At 69.9% G+C, this 15,499-nt stretch carries 19 protein-coding genes; 3 read left to right on the plus strand and 16 right to left on the minus strand.

What is annotated here, in order from left to right; translation table 11 throughout:
• Positions 1–13: 13 nt before the first annotated feature.
• Genes O5O46_RS02525 through O5O46_RS02555 form a run of 7 tightly spaced genes read right to left on the minus strand, consistent with a single transcriptional unit; the run spans position 14 to position 5,929 of the window.
• Positions 14–985 carry a type II secretion system F family protein gene (locus tag O5O46_RS02525; protein ID WP_269853516.1) on the minus strand — a complete coding sequence of 324 codons (972 nt, stop codon included), beginning with the start codon at positions 983–985 and terminating at the stop codon, positions 14–16.
• Positions 982–2,325 carry a CpaF family protein gene (locus O5O46_RS02530; RefSeq protein ID WP_269853517.1) on the minus strand — a complete coding sequence of 448 codons (1,344 nt, stop codon included), beginning with the start codon at positions 2,323–2,325 and terminating at the stop codon, positions 982–984. The genes O5O46_RS02525 and O5O46_RS02530 overlap by 4 nt, the downstream gene beginning before the upstream one ends.
• The gene (locus O5O46_RS02535) at positions 2,322–2,666 is read right to left on the minus strand and encodes a TadE/TadG family type IV pilus assembly protein (RefSeq protein WP_269853518.1); all 345 of its coding nucleotides are present in this window, start codon (positions 2,664–2,666) and stop codon (positions 2,322–2,324) included. Before O5O46_RS02535 ends, O5O46_RS02530 begins: the two co-directional genes overlap by 4 nt.
• Positions 2,663–3,037, minus strand: a complete 375-nt coding sequence (locus O5O46_RS02540; protein WP_269853519.1) for a TadE/TadG family type IV pilus assembly protein — start codon at positions 3,035–3,037, stop codon at positions 2,663–2,665. The genes O5O46_RS02535 and O5O46_RS02540 overlap by 4 nt, the downstream gene beginning before the upstream one ends.
• Positions 3,034–4,320, minus strand: coding sequence for an AAA family ATPase (locus O5O46_RS02545; RefSeq protein ID WP_269853520.1), 1,287 nt, complete (start codon positions 4,318–4,320; stop codon positions 3,034–3,036). The genes O5O46_RS02540 and O5O46_RS02545 overlap by 4 nt, the downstream gene beginning before the upstream one ends.
• Before the next feature lie 7 nt (positions 4,321–4,327).
• Positions 4,328–5,038: a Flp pilus assembly protein CpaB gene (gene cpaB, locus O5O46_RS02550; protein ID WP_269853521.1), complete on the minus strand. Its 711-nt coding sequence runs from the start codon at positions 5,036–5,038 to the stop codon at positions 4,328–4,330.
• Between the two features lie 42 nt (positions 5,039–5,080).
• Complete coding sequence (locus O5O46_RS02555) at positions 5,081–5,929, minus strand: hypothetical protein (RefSeq protein ID WP_269853522.1); 849 nt, start codon at positions 5,927–5,929, stop codon at positions 5,081–5,083.
• 223 nt (positions 5,930–6,152) lie between these two features.
• Here O5O46_RS02555 and O5O46_RS02560 point away from each other — a divergent pair, with 223 nt between their 5' ends.
• The gene (locus O5O46_RS02560) at positions 6,153–7,667 is read left to right on the plus strand and encodes a chitinase (protein ID WP_269853523.1); all 1,515 of its coding nucleotides are present in this window, start codon (positions 6,153–6,155) and stop codon (positions 7,665–7,667) included.
• 85 nt (positions 7,668–7,752) lie between these two features.
• On the opposite strand, the gene O5O46_RS02565 is transcribed toward O5O46_RS02560, so the two are convergent.
• From O5O46_RS02565 to O5O46_RS02590, 6 genes are all read right to left on the minus strand, one after another.
• Positions 7,753–7,986, minus strand: a complete 234-nt coding sequence (locus tag O5O46_RS02565) for a DUF7848 domain-containing protein (protein WP_269853524.1) — start codon at positions 7,984–7,986, stop codon at positions 7,753–7,755.
• Entirely contained in the window at positions 7,983–8,174 is a 192-nt protein-coding gene (locus tag O5O46_RS02570) for a hypothetical protein (protein ID WP_269853525.1), read from the minus strand. The genes O5O46_RS02565 and O5O46_RS02570 overlap by 4 nt, the downstream gene beginning before the upstream one ends.
• A gap of 62 nt (positions 8,175–8,236) precedes the next feature.
• Positions 8,237–9,085: a helix-turn-helix domain-containing protein gene (locus O5O46_RS02575; protein WP_269853526.1), complete on the minus strand. Its 849-nt coding sequence runs from the start codon at positions 9,083–9,085 to the stop codon at positions 8,237–8,239.
• A gap of 27 nt (positions 9,086–9,112) precedes the next feature.
• On the minus strand, positions 9,113–9,637 hold the full coding sequence (locus tag O5O46_RS02580; RefSeq protein WP_269853527.1) for a DUF6879 family protein: 525 nt from the start codon (positions 9,635–9,637) through the stop codon (positions 9,113–9,115).
• Entirely contained in the window at positions 9,612–9,851 is a 240-nt protein-coding gene (locus O5O46_RS02585; RefSeq protein ID WP_269853528.1) for a hypothetical protein, read from the minus strand. Before O5O46_RS02585 ends, O5O46_RS02580 begins: the two co-directional genes overlap by 26 nt.
• A gap of 177 nt (positions 9,852–10,028) precedes the next feature.
• On the minus strand, positions 10,029–10,868 hold the full coding sequence (locus O5O46_RS02590) for a S1 family peptidase (RefSeq protein WP_269853529.1): 840 nt from the start codon (positions 10,866–10,868) through the stop codon (positions 10,029–10,031).
• A gap of 183 nt (positions 10,869–11,051) precedes the next feature.
• Between O5O46_RS02590 and O5O46_RS02595 the strand changes: the two genes are divergently transcribed.
• Together O5O46_RS02595 and O5O46_RS02600 are read left to right on the plus strand one after the other, a co-directional pair.
• A complete protein-coding gene (locus O5O46_RS02595; RefSeq protein ID WP_269853530.1) occupies positions 11,052–11,645 on the plus strand; it encodes a lytic polysaccharide monooxygenase auxiliary activity family 9 protein in 594 nt (197 codons plus the stop codon).
• 86 nt (positions 11,646–11,731) lie between these two features.
• Positions 11,732–13,198, plus strand: a complete 1,467-nt coding sequence (locus O5O46_RS02600) for an alpha/beta hydrolase (RefSeq protein WP_269853531.1) — start codon at positions 11,732–11,734, stop codon at positions 13,196–13,198.
• A 20-nt stretch (positions 13,199–13,218) separates the two neighbouring features.
• Here the strand turns inward: O5O46_RS02600 and O5O46_RS02605 are convergent, their stop codons facing one another.
• The 3 genes from O5O46_RS02605 to O5O46_RS02615 are packed head-to-tail and all read right to left on the minus strand — an operon-like array spanning position 13,219 to position 15,403.
• Positions 13,219–13,623, minus strand: coding sequence for a RidA family protein (locus O5O46_RS02605; RefSeq protein WP_269853532.1), 405 nt, complete (start codon positions 13,621–13,623; stop codon positions 13,219–13,221).
• Complete coding sequence (locus O5O46_RS02610; protein ID WP_269853533.1) at positions 13,620–14,414, minus strand: IclR family transcriptional regulator; 795 nt, start codon at positions 14,412–14,414, stop codon at positions 13,620–13,622. The genes O5O46_RS02605 and O5O46_RS02610 overlap by 4 nt, the downstream gene beginning before the upstream one ends.
• Entirely contained in the window at positions 14,411–15,403 is a 993-nt protein-coding gene (locus O5O46_RS02615; protein ID WP_269853534.1) for a sugar kinase, read from the minus strand. The genes O5O46_RS02610 and O5O46_RS02615 overlap by 4 nt, the downstream gene beginning before the upstream one ends.
• Positions 15,404–15,499 lie beyond the last annotated feature (96 nt).

Raw genomic sequence — 15,499 nt, forward strand, 5'->3', positions numbered from 1 at the left:
TCGGTTGGGGTGCCTAGACATCGATCTTCGCCATCCTCCGGATCAGCAGGAATCCGACCCCGTACAGCACCATCGACACGATCACCGCCAACTGGCCGAGGAACCGGCCGGTCATGGCGTCCAGCGAGCCGGGCGCCATCCGGTTCATCAGCAGCAACGTGCCGAGGCCGATCGCCGGCACGGCGTAGGAGGTGATGGTGACCTGGCTGAGCGTGGTGCGCACCTCACGCCGGGTCTCCTTGCGCTCCTCCAACGTCGTGGTCAGATTGCGCAGTGACTCCACCAGGGTGCCGCCCGCGCGGCTGGAAAGCACCAGTGTGGTGACGAGTACCGCCAACTCCCTTGACGGCAGGCGCTCCTTGAGGTCGTTCAGCGCGTCCTCCAGCGGATGGCCGACGGCCAGCGCGTCCGCCACCCGGGTCAGCTCCTCGCCGGCCGGGGAGTCCAGCTCGTCGGCGGCCATGCCGATGGCGGTGCGCAGCGCCAGCCCCGCCTGGGACCCGTTGGCCAGCAGGCGGGAGAGTTCCGGCAGCTGCCCGATGAACCGTTCGATCCGCTTCTGCCGCCGCCAGGCGAGAAAGGCGTACGCGGACCACACCGCGACCGCACCGGCGATCGGCCCGAAGAACGGTGCGAGGGCCGTGGCCGCCAGCAGCCACAAGCCCACCACCGCGGCGGCGAGGCAGAGGCTGAACTCGCCCGCGCTGACGCCGAGCCCGGTAGCGGCGAGCCGCCGCTCAAGCCACCGCCCGCCCCGGGTCCGCCGCACGGCCGCGTCAAGCCCGGCGAACCGCACGCGCCGCGCGACAACGGCCTCTTCCTGTGCGGTGAGCCGCTCGATGACCGCCTGCCGCGCGGCCCGCCCGGCCGCCCACGCGTGCAGGCCCCACACGCCCAGCGCGCAGGCGCTCAGCGCGCACCCGAGGACCACCCATCTGATCAGGGGGGTTTGGAGGGCGGAGCCCCCCAGGGAAAGAACGCTCATCCCTGCACGCTCCTCACCGTCAGGTGGTCCTCCGTCGTCGCGACGCCGAACGCGGGTGGGATCGCCTCACCGGCGAGGTGCAGGCGGTCCGCCACCCGCCGCGGCAGCGGGAAGTGGCTGAAGCGGCCACGGACCACCCGGTCCGCGGCCATCGGCTCGGCCTGGAAGCGGGAGACCGTCGCGAGCTGGTAGGCCTCCCGCGAGCGGGACCCCAGCATGGCGATCTCGGTGACCCGCCGCGCCCCGTCGGGGCTGCGGGTGAGCTGGACGATCACGTCCACCGCGCTGTTGATCTGGTCCCGCAGGGCCTCGAACGGGACCTTCACCTCGCTCATCGACGCCAGTGTCTGCAACCGCATCAGCGCGTCCTCCGCCGAGTTGGCGTGCACGGTGGCCAGCGAACCGTCGTGCCCGGTGGACATCGCCTGGAGCATGTCCAGTGTCTCCCCGCCACGCACCTCACCGACGATGATCCGATCCGGCCGCATCCGCAGCGAGTTGCGCACCAGGTCGCGAATGGTGATCTGGCCCTTGCCCTCCACGTTCGGCGGACGGCTCTCCAACCGGATCACATGCTCCTGCTGGAGCTGGAGCTCCGCCGCGTCCTCCACGGTGATGATCCGCTCTCCGCCCGGGATCAGCCCGGACAGCGCGTTGAGCAGCGTCGTCTTGCCCGAGCCGGTGGCGCCGGAGACGATCACGTTGAACCTGGCCCTGACCAGCCCGGACAGCAGCAGAACCATCTGCTCGTCCAGCGAGCCGAGTTCGAGCAGTTCGCCCAGCGTGTAGCTGCGCGGGAAGCGGCGAATGGTCAGGGTGGGCCCGGTCAGCGACAGCGGCGGGATGATGACGTTGACCCGCTCGCCGGACGGCAGCCGCGCGTCCACCATCGGGTTGGACTCGTCCACCCGCCGGTTGACGGTCGACACGATGCGCTCGATGGTCTGCATCAACTGCTCGGTGCTGGCGAACCGCGCGCCCACCAGCTCCACCCGCCCGGCCCGCTCCACGTAGACCTGGTCCGGGCCGTTGACCATGATCTCGGTGATGGAGGCGTCCTCCAGCAGCGGCTCCAGCACACCGAGGCCCAGCGCCTCGTCCACCACGCGCCGGATCAGCGAGGTCCGCTCCCGGGTGGACAGCACCGGCCCCTCACGGCTGATGATGTGCCCCAGCACCCGTTCGAGCCGGGACCGCCGCTCGGCCATCGCCAGCGCCGACATCTCCGCGAGGTCGATCTCCTCCAGCAGCTTCGCCCGGTAGACGGCGATGAGTTGGGCCTCCTGGTGCCGACCGCCGTTCTCCTCGGGCACCGCGATCCGGGCTCGCAGACTGCTCATGGCGCACCGTCCCTGGGCATGGTGGCGCTGCGCGTCACCGGACCGAACAGGCTGACCCCGGGGAACACCGACGGGATCGGGATGGTGGCGGTGGCCTGGACCGCGTCACCACCGTCCGAGACCGCGACGTGCGTGCCGCCGCGCAACCAACCGCTGACCGCCGCCGTGCCCGCGCCCGGGTCGTCGGTACGCGCCGCGGTACGGGCGGCCGTTCCGGCCTGCGTGCCCACGTAGGCGACCAGACCCAGCTGTACGCCCGCCAGCGCGACCAGCAGCAGGATCGGCAGGAAGCCGAGGAACTCGATGGACGCCGAGCCGCGGTCCGCTCCGCGCCGCCTCATCGCCGCTGCTCCCGCGCCGCGCCGGACTCACCGTTGACGGTGAGCGCTGGAAGGTCGAGGAACCCGGGCACCAGCATCGGGACGTGCAGCACGACCCGGGCGGTCACCACGTTCGAGCCGGTGGACACCGAGGTCGTGACGCCGTCCGACCAGGCCCCCGGCAGATCCCGTTGCGCGGCGGTCTGCGGGTCGGCGCCGACGGCCGCGGCGCGGGCGGCCTCGTCGGCGGCGTTTCCAGCGAGCGTGTAGGTGTAGCCCACCAGCACGAACTGCCAGACGAGCAGCAGCACGAGGAGGATCAGCGGGGTGATGCCGAGCAGTTCCACGCTGACCTGTCCCCGGTCCGGTAACCGCGGTGCCTGGATCCTCACGTTCGACTCCCGCCGCTGGACGCCGTGTTGTCCGTGCCCCTGCCGATGGCGCGGCGTTCCGCGCGGCGGCCGAGCCGGTGCGGGGTGCGTTCGGCCGCCGCGGGGCCGCCGCGGCCCGCCTCGCCCACGATGCCCAGTTCGGCGGCGAGTGACCAGAGCGCCTGCTTGACGGTGCTGCGGCCGTCGAGCTCGTGCATTCGGCCGCTGTCCACCACCGACTGCAACTCCTTGAAGGCGGCCGGGACGGTGGACCTGGCGGCCCTGGTGCCGGTGATCCGCTCGATCAGCGCGGGTTGGATCTCGGTGTGCCGGGAGTACCGGTTGACCACCACACAGGTGTCCTGCGGCTTGCGCACCTGGAGCCGGTCCCACAGCCGCACCATGCGCTTGGCCGCCCGTACCGCGACCACATCGGGGGTGGTGACCAGCAGCGCTGTGTCGGCCGCCTCGACGGCGACCGCGCTGGCGCCGCTCAGCTGGCTGCCGCAGTCGACCACCACGACGTCGTACCGGGCGCGCAGTGCGGTGACGATCTGCCGGGCGGCCCGGTCGGTGACCGCCTCGCCCTGTTCGCCCTCGGCGGGGCTGAGCAGCAGGGCGATCCCGCTGCTGTGGGTGAACATCGCGTCCGCCAGCACCCGTGCCGAGATGTCGTTGATCTCGGCGAGGTCGGCGATCGACCGGCGGAACCGCACGTCGAGGTAGGAGGCGATGTCCCCGGTCTGCAGGTCCATGTCGGCCAGCGCCACCGACCTGCCGGAGGCCCGGGCGGCCAGCGCCAGTTGGACGGCGGTGACGGTGGCGCCCACTCCGCCCTTCGCTCCGGAGACGGTGACCACCGTGCCGCCGGTGAACGTCTCCTCCCCCGCGCCCAGATGACGGCGTACCCCGGTCGCCCAGGTGGCCGCGGTCTGCACCCGGGGGGCCAACTCGTCGTAGGACAGCGGCAGTGCGATCACTCCGCGCGCTCCCGCGTCCATCGCCGCCGAGTACAGCGCCGGGCCGTGGTCGGCGCACAGCAGCACCACGCCGACGGCCGGGAAGCGCAGCGCGACCTCCCGCACCAGTTCCAGTGCCGGAACCGGGCCTATGTCCTCGTGGACCAGTACCACCTCGGGCAGTTCCTCGACGCCGGAGGCGGCCAGCGAGCCCAGGGTGTTCAGCAGCGCGGTGGAGTCGGGCACCGCAACCGCGGGTTCGGCGCCGGGCAGTTGGCTGAGCAGCGTGGCGGTGGCCCGGGCGGTGTCAGGGTCGGCGATGGCGGGGAGGATGCGCAGGTTCATGCCGGTCTCACTTGTCGCCTTCGAGGGTGTACGTCCGGTCGGCGGACGGGATGGAGGAGTCACTTCCGGGGGCGACGAGGGCCAGCCGGACATGGGTGGCGAAGGCCTCGGCGTAGGCGACGCGCTGGGCGTCCTCGGTGTCCAGGGCGAAGGTGATCGGCACCGCCTGGGTGCTGCGGCGGGCGTCGGGCTGGTCGCTGGTCTTGTTGATCGGGGTCTGGCTGCCGATCTTCAGCACCCGGGCGCCGGCGACGATGATCCGGGACTCGTTGTGCTGGTTCTGCCCGCTGGCGGGGAAGGTGGCGAAGATGTTGACGGTGTTCCCGGCGTGGATCTCGCCCGCCACCCCGGTCTCGGCGTCCACCATGATGGCGATCTCCTGTTCGCCGGACTTGAGTTGCGGCTGGTCGGAGAGCATGTCCCGTTGCAGCAGCGAGCCCTTGGCCAGTCCGGTGGCGGCGATCTTGCCGTTGATGGCGTTCAGGTCGGTGACCGCGGTCGGCGGCAGCCAGCGCTGCGGCATCGAGACCCTGTCGAACTGGTCGGCGGTCAGTGTCGAGTACGCGGCCACGTCCTGCCTCAGCTCATAGGCGAAGGCCTCGGGACCGACCTTGGAATCCACATCGTTGACCAGTGCCAGCACCCCGAAGAAGGCCGTGAGGGCGCACAGGCCGGACAGCACGAGCAGGATGACGCCGCGCCGCTGACGTGAGTTCATCGACAGGACCAATCTCGTTGGGAGGAAGGGGCGAAGTCGGCTTCAACCGGTGCGCCTCGTGTCCTGGTCGGCCGCGGGCGCGGGCCCGGCCTCGCAGAACGCGCAGCGGTCACCGACGAGTTCGAGGCCGCACCAGCGGCAGGGTTCGCGGTGTGCCGAGGACACCAGTTGGTACAGGACGCCGACGTCGGCGATGTACGCGGTGAACTCGGCGAGTTTGCCGGTGCCCCACCAGCGTGCGGACTGGGCGGGCAGCGGCACCTCGCACACGTACTGGCAGTTCCAGTCCTGGCCGAGTCTGCCGCGTACCCAGTCGTCGGCGAATCCGTGCGAGCCGAAGGCGAGATGGGTGGCGTAGTTGGGTCCTGGCAACCGCAGAGCGTCGGTGAGTGGCTCAAGCCGTGCCTCGGGGGTGGCCAGCACGGCGAACCGGGCGCCCGGCATCCAGGACTTCAGATGCGAGCCGAGGCCCACCTCGACCCGGTCGAGTCGGGCGACGCTGCCCAGTACCGCACCGGCGTGGAGGTAGTGGGCGAGCAGCCGGGCGGCCGAGGCGATCACCCCGGGCCCCAGGTCGTACTGGGCTATCTGCCGCAACTGGTGGGCGAGCAGTGCCAGGGCCAGCGGTGGCAGGTCGACCTCGACCAGTGCCATCCGGTCGCTCTCCAGCAGCGAACGTAACGAGTGCAGCCGTATCCGGTGCTCGGCCGGCAGCGACGCGGGCACCACCACGACGAGGTGCCCGACCGCCTCCAGCGCGGCCCAGGTCTCGGTCAGCGCCTGTTCCAGCGGCTGCTGACCGGGCGCGGGCAGCACGACGGCCGACGGGGAGTGCTGGGCGAGGGCAGGCAACAGCATGTCCTCGCTGGTGACGCCGATGACGGTCGACATGGCCCGCGGACCCCCAGCCACTGCGGTTCCCACCTCTCAACGTGCGCAGCCTATCCAGGATTTACGGGATGAGCAGGGCCTTGTGCTACCCAACCGCAACGCTCAGCAACCCTGAGGACTGCTGCCGCTCCTCTTGACACTGGTACTGGTCTGGACCACTTTTGGTCTGCACCAACCCCCCTTCAACCTCCCGACGCGCGGGCGTCGCCCCCAGGAGGCCAAAATGTCAGGTTCACGCCATAGAATCCCCGGTTCGGATCCGGACCGCCGCCGACCGCGGCGCATCCTGCCCCTGCTCACCGCCGCCGCCCTGAGCGCCGCCGGGCTCGGGCTGGGCGCCACCATGTCCACCGCCCACGCCGCGGACGCCAACCTGGCCGCCAACCCCGGCTTCGAGTCCGGGCTGTCCGGCTGGACCTGCACCGCCAACAGCGGGACGACGGTCAACAGCCCGGTGCGCAGTGGAAGTTCCGCGCTCAAGGCGACGCCGACCGCCTCCGACGACGCCCAGTGCTCGCAGGTGGTCAGCGTGCGGCCGAACTCCAGCTACTCGCTGAGCGCCTGGGTGCAGGGCAGCTACGTCTACCTCGGCGCGACCGGCACCGGCGGCACCGACCCGTCCACCTGGACCCCGTCGGCCTCCTCGTACCAGCAGCTCAGCACCAGCTTCACCACCGGCGCGAACACCACCTCGGTCACCGTCTACCTGCACGGCTGGTACGGGCAGCCCGCGTACTACGCGGACGACGTGAGCCTGACCGGGCCCGCGGGCAGCGGCGGCACGCCCACACCGACCCCCACCCCCACGCCGACCCCCACGCCGACGCCGACGCCCACCCCGCCCAGCAACTCCTCCGGCCTGCCCAAGCACGCGGTGACCGGCTACTGGCAGGACTTCTGCAACGGCGCCACCGTCCAGAAGCTCTCCGACGTCAACAGCCAGTACGACATCATCGCGGTGGCGTTCGCCAACGCCACGTCCACGCCCGGAGCGGTGGACTTCTCCGTCGACCCCTGTCTGAACTACACCGACGCGCAGTTCAAGTCCGACATCAAGGCGGCGCAGGCGGCGGGCAGGAAGGTGGTCATCTCCGTCGGCGGCCAGAACGGCACGATCTCGGTCTCCGACAGCACCTCGGCGACGAACTTCGCCAACAGCGTCTACACGCTGATGCAGAACTACGGCTTCGACGGCGTGGACATCGACCTGGAGAACGGGCTGAACCCCACGTACATGAGCCAGGCGCTGCACGCCCTGTCGGCGAAGGCGGGACCGGGCCTGATCATCACCATGGCCCCGCAGACCATCGACATGCTCTCGCCGTCCAGCGACTACTTCGCGACGGCGCTCGACATCAAGGACATCCTCACCGTCGTCAACACCCAGTTCTACAACTCGGGTTCGATGAACGGCTGTGACGGAAACGTCTACTCGGAAGGCTCGGTGGACTTCATCACCGCGCTGGCCTGCACCCAACTGCGGGGCGGCCTGGACCCGTCACAGGTGGGGATCGGCGTTCCGGCCTCCAGCAGCGCGGCGGGCAGCGGCTATGTCTCGCCGTCGGTGGTGAACAGCGCGCTGGACTGCCTGACCCAGGGCACCAACTGCGGTTCCTTCAAGCCGCCGCAGACCTGGCCGACGCTGCGCGGCGCGATGACGTGGTCCACCAACTGGGACGCGTCCAACGGGAACTCCTTCGCCAACGGCGTGGGCACCCACGTGCACGCACTGCCGTAACCCTCGACGCCGGGGTCCGGGCGGCGTTGCCGCCCGGACCCCGGCGTTACGGCTTGGGGGCGCCTGCCGCCTTGCATACGACGGATCAGCCCGGCTCGTTGCGGACGACCATGGCGAACGAGGTCCGCAGTCGACGGAATCCAGCATGGCCGGTACGGCCGGCGTGCCGCAGGCACCAGATGTCAACGGGCTCGGTGGCGGTCTGCGGTCCGGACTCGTCCGCACAGTGGAGGCACTGGGCCTCCAGGGTGACGTCGGTGTCCGGGTGCTCGGTGATCGTGTGGTCCACGAACCGGTACACGACTTTGCCGACGCTCACCGTGCGCCCCGGCTGATGACGTCCGCCAGCTTGAGCGCGACATCGGCGTTGACTCGTCCAAGCTGGATCAGGCTCAGGTAAGGGGACGCGGCATCGGCGCCGAGGGACGGCAGGGTGATTCCCGCTGCCGCGAGGGCATCCCGTAGCTTCGCTACTGCCCGATCAGTGGTGTTGGTTAGGGCTGCCATGTCAATGACGGTAGAAGTAGGGCAAGTTGGCGGTCCACGAAGTTGCAGCCGGTTGCAGAGGTTCACCCCAGGGCGTCGATCGCGGCAGTGATCAGCGCTCGCGCCTTGACCCCGTAGACAGCCATCTGCTGCAGTTCGGCGAATGCCTTCAGGTACATGGCCACCTCACCCGGCGCCGTCACCGTCACCTGCGCTGTCAGCAGTTCCACATGCACCCGAGCGTCATCGAACACGTTGAACGTCTCCATGGCCCATACACTCCTGGGCGCAACGGACGGAATCACCCCCAGGCTCACCGAAGGCAGCGACATCACGGCCAGCAGGTGTCCCAACTGCCCGGCCATCGCCTCGGAGTCTCCGAACTGGAACCGCAAAACCGCCTCTTCGACCAACATGGCGAAGCGGTGATCGCCCTCGCGCAGCACGCGTGAGCGGGCCAACCTCGCGGCCACGGCGTCAGCGACGTCATCCGGAGTCTCCCGGAAGGCAGCGACCGAAGACAGCACGGCGGATGCGTAACCGTGGGTCTGAAGAAATCCGGGCACCAAGTTGGAGCAGTACACGCGGAAATGGCGAGTCCGCTCGTACAACGGCACATAGGACTCCTGCAGTCGACGCAGTCCGGTCCGGTGCAGGCGCTTCCACTGCATGTACAGGGATTCCGCTGCCCTGTTGGCCGCTACGAGATCGTCGACCTGATCCTCCGCGCCGCACGCGAGGCACCACACTCGGATGTCGGTATCGGACGGCGCCGTCTTGGCGTTCTCGATGCGCGAGGACTTCGCCTTGTGCCAGCCACACCGGACAGCCAGATCGTGACCGGTCAGGCCCGCGTCCAGCCGGATTTCCCTGAGCCGCCCAGCGATGGCTTCACGGGCGGCTTCCGCGCTGGACGACGGTGATGTGGGCATGTGCTGACTGTCCGGTGGCGTCTGGCGTCAGACCCGGTATTCCTCGTGGTCGATACCCCGGTCCCACACGGTCTCGAACGCCGTAGAGCAAAGTTTCACCACGGCCGGGTCCTCCGACAGTTCGTATCCCGCGCCGTCGCCGTCGCCCGTGAAGTGGTTGAACTCCACCAAACGGTCATCGAAGATCCAGAAATCGTTGCCTGGCAAGGCGATGTCCGATGCCTGCCTCCTCGGCAACCAGCGGACCTGCTCGCCCGCCGCAATGTTGGTGAACGTTCCGCTGTGCTCGAACTGGATGTACTCGCTCACCGGTTCGGAGACGATCCGGGCTCGACGCATCACCACGCCCCGACCGACAGTACGGGAAACCAGGTCCAGCCACGGACGCCACCAGGACTCCCGGTGGTTCGGATCCAATCGGTGCCCCTCCCTCCACGCCGCGAACCCCGACCGCTCGTAGTCCACGGCGTAAGAGTCCCGCATCTCAAGATGCACCGCCGAGTGCGTGGCCGAGTCCAGCAGCTCCTCAAAGCTGGGCACGGTCTGCGACATCACATGCCTCCCTGATCATCTGTGCCATCCGGGCCGGGAGCCGGACCACGGCCTCGGTCTCGGGGATGGAACCAGCCTTCAGACAGTCGGCTCGAAGCTCCTCGTCCGCGAGCCAGCCCTGAAACACGAACTCTTGGTGGTCTTCGTCAAACCACACGGTCGGGCACTGATTGTCTCCGGTGTTGGGATCGATCCCGATGAACCGTAGGGCCATGCCTGCCTCCCTTGACGGGCCGGTTGCAACCTGTTGCAGAGCATCTCTCTGCGTAGCGACACCATCAAGGGCGCACGGAGTCACGCGCGGGCTCGGCGCGTGGGTTCCCACTCCGTGCCGCGCACCTCGCAGCCGAACGCCCTGGCGGGCGCGGTGCCAGGGCGTTCTGTCGGTTGGTTACGGCTTGGGGAGCGTGCAGTCCGGCAGGGTGAGGTCGACGGTGTTGCCGGTGCCCACGCAGGGGGCGATCAGATAGGTCTCCTCGGCGTAGCCGATGCCCTGGTGGATGGTGACGTTGCCGCTCTGGTCCACCTCGCAGGGGTTGTCCAGGGTGCACTGCTCGCCGTTCTCGTTGGTGGTGTTGTTGACCGCGACCACCTGGCCGGTCGAGGTGTCGATGACCGGTGAACCGGAGGTGCCGCCGATGACATGGCAGTCGGGGGTGTACCGGACGGAGTCCTTCCAGGTCCAGTCGGCCTCCTTCACCTCGTAGGCGAAGCCGTCGATCGCGCAGGAGTAGGTGGACTGCCAGTACCCGGAGACCACCTCGATGGAGTCCCCTTGGACCGGGTGGCTGGTGGCCAGCGGCAGCGCCTCGATCTGGTACTGCTGGCGGATCTGGGCGTAGGTGCTGCTCAGTTGGTACAGCGTGATGTCGGTGTCGGTCATCGTCGCGTACAGCACCTTGCTGGCCTGCAACGTCCCGACCTGGTCACCGGCTGCGTCCAGCAGAGTGAACGTCCGGCTGGACGGCTGGTCGGTGATGACCTGGCCCGCGGCGGGCATCCCGCTCTCCAGGCAGTGCCCGTTGGTCATGACCATCGCCGGGTCGTCGTCCGCCGCGGCGGGCGCCCTGACGACCGACCCGGAACAGTCGTCCAACGCCACCGTCCCGGCGAAGCCGACCTGCGCGTCCGCGGGCCGGGTCGCGGCACCGGCCGGTGCCGCGGTGGCACCGAGGAACGTGACGAGGGCGAGAGATGCTGCCGACAGGGCGGCGATGAGAGGTCTTTTCATGTGGGGGGATCCTCTCCGTACCGGAGCGCTTCCGGAATTGGCATGCACATTGTCGGATCGCGCGGCCGAGAAGAGAACCCCTATGGACATGACCCGTCGTCAGACCTACCGTGGCTATTGGTCCAGACCAAGCCTGGGCGCTCACATCGACCCTGAATCCCCCACGTTCCTCAGGAGTGAGCCATGCGCGGAAAGCTCGGTGTGGTGATCGTCGGCCTCGGTGTCCTCGGGGCCTCCGTGCTCGCCACCGGCAGTGCCAGTAGCCATGGGTACACAAGCCAGCCGCCGAGCCGTCAGGCGCTGTGCGCCGACGGCACCGTGGACGACTGCGGCGACATCCAGTACGAACCCCAGAGCGTCGAAGGACCGAAGGGATTCCCGCAGGCGGGGCCGCCGGACGGCGCCATATGCAGTGGCGGCAACAGCCGCTTCGCACAGCTCGACGACCCGCGCGGCGGCCAGTGGCCCGCCACCCAGCTCACCGGCGGACAGACCTACGACTTCACCTGGACGTTCACCGCCCGGCACGCCACCACTGACTTCGAGTACTTCATCACCAACGACAGCTACGATCCCACCCAGCCGCTGACCCGGGCGGAACTCCAACCGCGGCCCTTCCTGACCGTCCCGTACGGCGGCAGGCCGCCGTCCAGTGGCACCGTCACCCAGCAGGGCACCATCCCCGCCGGTCTCACCGGCAGGCACCTCATCCTCGCGGTGTGGAACATCGCGGACACCGGCAACGCCTTCTACGCCTGCTCCGACGTGCAGTTCTGACACCGGCCCCGCTAAGGGAATTCTCAGCACTTCCTCATCCGGTGAATATGGTGCCGCGTTCGAACGCGCGGGCAGGGTGGGCGATCGTGTATCTCTCTGCCTCCTCGTACGGAAACCCGCCCGCGGCGCCCTGGCGCACTGGCGTATCGCTGTTGAACGGGTGGCTGCCGCTGACGGCGCAGATCGTCACGGTGGTGCTGCTCGTCGTGGTCGTCGGTTGGCGTACCAGGCGGTGGAGACTCCTGTGGCTGCCGGTCGCGGCGGCGGTCGGGGTGCTCGGTGCGCTGGTCGTGCGGTGGTACGTGGACGCCAACGCGCTGGCGACCGATCCGGCGCCGACCTCGTTGTGGGTGTGGATCGGGGTCACCGCGGGCGCGTTGGCCGTCGCCGTGCTGGGCTGGCGGGGAGCACGCTGGTGGCGAAGGGTGTTGTCGGTGCCGGTGATCCCGTTGGGGCTGCTGTGCACGGGGCTGGTGCTCAACCAGTGGGTGGGGTACTTCCCCACCGTGCAGGAGGCCTGGGCCCAGATCACGGCCGGACCGCTCCCCGACCAGGTGGACGCCTCGCAACTGGCGGCCCTCCAGGGGAAGGCGAGCACCATGAGCACCGGCCGCGTGGTCGGCGTCAACATCCCCGACACCGCGAGCCACTTCACGCACCGCGAGGAGTACGTGTACCTGCCGCCCGCCTGGTTCGCGGGCGCCCACCATCCGCGACTGCCGGTGCTGATGATGATCGGCGGCGAGTTCAACACCCCCGCCGACTGGATCCGTACCGGCGGCGCGATCAGCACCATCGACGCGTACGCCAGGTCCCACCACGGCGAGGCGCCGATCCTGGTGTTCGTGGACTCCGGCGGCAGCTTCAACAACGACACCGAGTGCGTCAACGGTCCGCGCGGCAACGCCGCCGACCATCTCACCAAGGACGTGCGGCCGTACGTCGTCTCCCACTTCGGCGCCTCGTCCGACCCGGCCGACTGGGGCGTCGTCGGCTACTCCATGGGCGGCACTTGCGCGGTCGACCTCGCCGTGATGCACCCCGAACTGTTCGGCACCTTCCAGGACATCGCCGGTGACCAGGGCCCGATCGTCGGCGACAAGCAGACCACGATCAAGGATCTGTACGGGGGCGACGCCGTCGCGTGGGCGCGGTTCGACCCGATGACGGTACTGGCGAACCACGCCGCGTACACCGGCACCGCGGGCCGCTTCGACAACAATCCGCCCGGCGGCGGCACCGGCTTTCCGGGCGGCGGCTGGGGCGGCGGCCGCAACCGCAACGGCCGTGGCGGGCACGGCGGAAAGCACTGGCACGGCGGCGGCAGCATGACCCGCTCCGGCCCCATGGGCTTCGGCGGACGCGACATCCCCGGTGACGGCATGGGCAACCAGGCCGCGGACGCACAGCAGTTGTGCGCCGCCGCGAAGAAGAAGGGGATCGCCTGCACGCTGAACTACGAGCCGGGCGGCCACACTTGGCAGTTCGCCGGGACGGCCTTCTCCGACGCGCTGTCCTGGTTGGCGGGCCGGGTGCACACCCCGAACGCCTGACCGCCGCCGCGCGAGCGGCCCTAGCCGAGTACCGCCAGCGCGTCGATCTCGACCAACAGCCCCTGGGGCAGCCCCACATACACCGTCGTCCGTGCGGCCGGGGCGCCCTTGAGGTCGGCGAAGTACTCGTCGTAGATGCCGTTGAACTCCGCGAAGTGCGCGGTGTCCGTGAGGTAGACCCGCACCATCACCACGTCCTCCCAGGTGGCACCGCCCTCTTCGAGGGCCGCCTGGACGTTGGCGAGGGTGCGCAGGGTCTGCTCGCGCAGCGTGGGGCCGGCGACGGTGGGCGGCTGGCCGGGTTCCGCCGGGAGGAAGCCGACCTGGCCGGCTACCTGGAGGATGTTCCCCTTCTTCACTCCGTGCGAGAACCGGGCCGGGGGCTGGGTGTGGGTGACCGGGGTGATCGCGATCTTCTCGCTCATGGGTGCCTTTCCACTCTTGTTCTCACCAGGGGTTCGGGGTCGTCGACCGGCGGTCTGCCGCAGTACTCCCGGCTGATCGCATCGGCGGTGCGCAGCACCAGAGGGCGCAGGGCGAGGAGTTCCTCGGCGGAGACCACGACGTTCGGCGCGGAGACCGACAGGGCGGCGCCGACCCGGCCGTCCGCGCCGCGGATGGGTGCGCCCAGGCAGTTGATGGACTCCTCGTGGCCGCCGAGATCGCTGGCCCAGCCCTGTTCGCGGACCCGGGCCAACTCGGCGAGGTAAGCGTTCGCGTTGGGCGTCGAACGGGCGGTGTACGCGGGGTAGTCGAGGCGCTCGGCGACCGCGCGCCGCTCGGCCTCGGGCAGATCGGCGAGCAGGAGTTTGGCGACGGCGGCGACGGTGATGGCGACGGGTTTGCCGATCCGCGAGTGCATCCGCACCGGATAGCGGCTCTCCACCTTGTCGATGTAGACGACCTCGCCCTCCTCGTGGACGGCGAGATGCACGGTGTGCCCGCACGCCTCGTTGAGCGCCACGAGGTGCGGATGGGCGATGTCCCGTACGTCCAGTTGCTCCATCGCCTCCTGGGCCAGGGCGAACAGCCGGGCGCCCAGCCGGTAGCGCTGGTCCCGCTGGCGGTAGACCATGCCGTGCTCGTGCAGGGTGCGCAGCAGCCGCAGCGCCGTCGACTTGTGGACGCCGAGCCGGGTGGCGACCTGCTCCAGGTTGGCCGGCCCCTCGGCGAGCAGCGGCAGGATGCTCAGTGCGCGATCGACGGTCTGACTCATGGCGTGGCCACCTCCGCGGCCTCGGCGGTCCATCCGGGTCCGAGTCGCAGTCTGCCCCACGCCTCGTCGCTGAGCCCCGCGAGGGCGTCGGCCCGCTCCCGGGGCGGCGGGGTGCCGAGGTCGCCCGGAACGGTGAGCGCGGCGGCGGCCAGCAGATGGCCGTGCCGCAGCCGCTCGCGCACCGGCAGCCCACGCAGCGTGCCGGAGAGGAATCCGGCGGCGAACGCGTCCCCGGCGCCCACCGGTTCGACGACGTCCACCCGGGCCGCGTCAGCCGAGGTGGCCGTACCGTCGTGGAAGGCCACCGCGCCGTCCGCTCCCCGTTTGACGACGAGGACGGCGGGCTCGGGCAGCGCGGCGCGGATCGCGGCGGCGTCCGGCAGTCCCCAGGCGCCCTTGGCCTCGTCCTCACCGACGAAGACGATGTCGCAGCCGCGCGCCAACTCGACCAGTTCCGCCGGGTCGCGGGAACGCCACAGCGCCGGGCGGAAGTTGACGTCGAAGCAGACCTGTGGCCGTCCGGGCCAGGGCCGGGTCAGCTCGGTCATCAGGGCGTGGCACTGCGCGGAGAGCGCGGCCGTGATGCCCGACAGGTGCAGCAGCCGCCCGGAGCGCACCGCCGCGCGGTCGAGGTTGCGCGGTGACATGGTGGCGGCGGCCGAGCCGGAGCGGTAGTAGAGCACCGCGGTGCGGTCGGCGAGCCGTTCCTTGAAGTAGATGCCGGTGGGCCGGGTGCCGTCGCGCCGCACGGCGCCGACGTCCACGCCCGCGGCGGCGATCTCGGCCAGCAGGTGGTCGCCGAACCCGTCGGCGCCCACCCGGCTGATCCACCGCGTGCGGTGGCCGAGGCGGGCCAGCGCGCAGGCGACGTTGGACTCGGCGCCGCCGATGCCGCGGTGGAACACCGCCACGTCGGCGAGGCGCCCGGGCCGTGCGGGCACCAGGGTGACCATGGACTCCCCCAGGCACACCACGTCGAAGGTCACCATCGCCCCGCTTCTTACCCTGTCGTACACCGTTGACCCGATGCTTGCCGGGATGTTAGACAGCACGAAACACAGGCCGCAACGACCGTTGCACATTGT

This window comes from Streptomyces sp. RPT161, from assembly GCF_027533845.1.
Classification (GTDB): Bacteria; Actinomycetota; Actinomycetes; order Streptomycetales; family Streptomycetaceae; genus Streptantibioticus_A; species Streptantibioticus_A silvisoli_A.

Bases quoted from the DNA above. Each gene is read 5' to 3' on its own strand.
- O5O46_RS02590 (WP_269853529.1), bottom strand. From the start codon at position 10,868: ATGAAAAGACCTCTCATCGCCGCCCTGTCGGCAGCATCTCTCGCCCTC.
- O5O46_RS02580 (WP_269853527.1), bottom strand. From the start codon at position 9,637: ATGTCGCAGACCGTGCCCAGCTTTGAGGAGCTGCTGGACTCGGCCACG.
- O5O46_RS02570 (WP_269853525.1), bottom strand. From the start codon at position 8,174: ATGGCAGCCCTAACCAACACCACTGATCGGGCAGTAGCGAAGCTACGG.
- O5O46_RS02525 (WP_269853516.1), bottom strand. From the start codon at position 985: ATGAGCGTTCTTTCCCTGGGGGGCTCCGCCCTCCAAACCCCCCTGATC.
- O5O46_RS02615 (WP_269853534.1), bottom strand. From the start codon at position 15,403: ATGGTGACCTTCGACGTGGTGTGCCTGGGGGAGTCCATGGTCACCCTG.
- O5O46_RS02610 (WP_269853533.1), bottom strand. From the start codon at position 14,414: ATGAGTCAGACCGTCGATCGCGCACTGAGCATCCTGCCGCTGCTCGCC.
- O5O46_RS02555 (WP_269853522.1), bottom strand. From the start codon at position 5,929: ATGTCGACCGTCATCGGCGTCACCAGCGAGGACATGCTGTTGCCTGCC.
- O5O46_RS02575 (WP_269853526.1), bottom strand. From the start codon at position 9,085: ATGCCCACATCACCGTCGTCCAGCGCGGAAGCCGCCCGTGAAGCCATC.
- O5O46_RS02585 (WP_269853528.1), bottom strand. From the start codon at position 9,851: ATGGCCCTACGGTTCATCGGGATCGATCCCAACACCGGAGACAATCAG.
- O5O46_RS02530 (WP_269853517.1), bottom strand. From the start codon at position 2,325: ATGAGCAGTCTGCGAGCCCGGATCGCGGTGCCCGAGGAGAACGGCGGT.
- O5O46_RS02560 (WP_269853523.1), top strand. From the start codon at position 6,153: ATGTCAGGTTCACGCCATAGAATCCCCGGTTCGGATCCGGACCGCCGC.
- O5O46_RS02595 (WP_269853530.1), top strand. From the start codon at position 11,052: ATGCGCGGAAAGCTCGGTGTGGTGATCGTCGGCCTCGGTGTCCTCGGG.
- O5O46_RS02535 (WP_269853518.1), bottom strand. From the start codon at position 2,666: ATGAGGCGGCGCGGAGCGGACCGCGGCTCGGCGTCCATCGAGTTCCTC.
- O5O46_RS02605 (WP_269853532.1), bottom strand. From the start codon at position 13,623: ATGAGCGAGAAGATCGCGATCACCCCGGTCACCCACACCCAGCCCCCG.
- O5O46_RS02545 (WP_269853520.1), bottom strand. From the start codon at position 4,320: ATGAACCTGCGCATCCTCCCCGCCATCGCCGACCCTGACACCGCCCGG.
- cpaB (WP_269853521.1), bottom strand. From the start codon at position 5,038: ATGAACTCACGTCAGCGGCGCGGCGTCATCCTGCTCGTGCTGTCCGGC.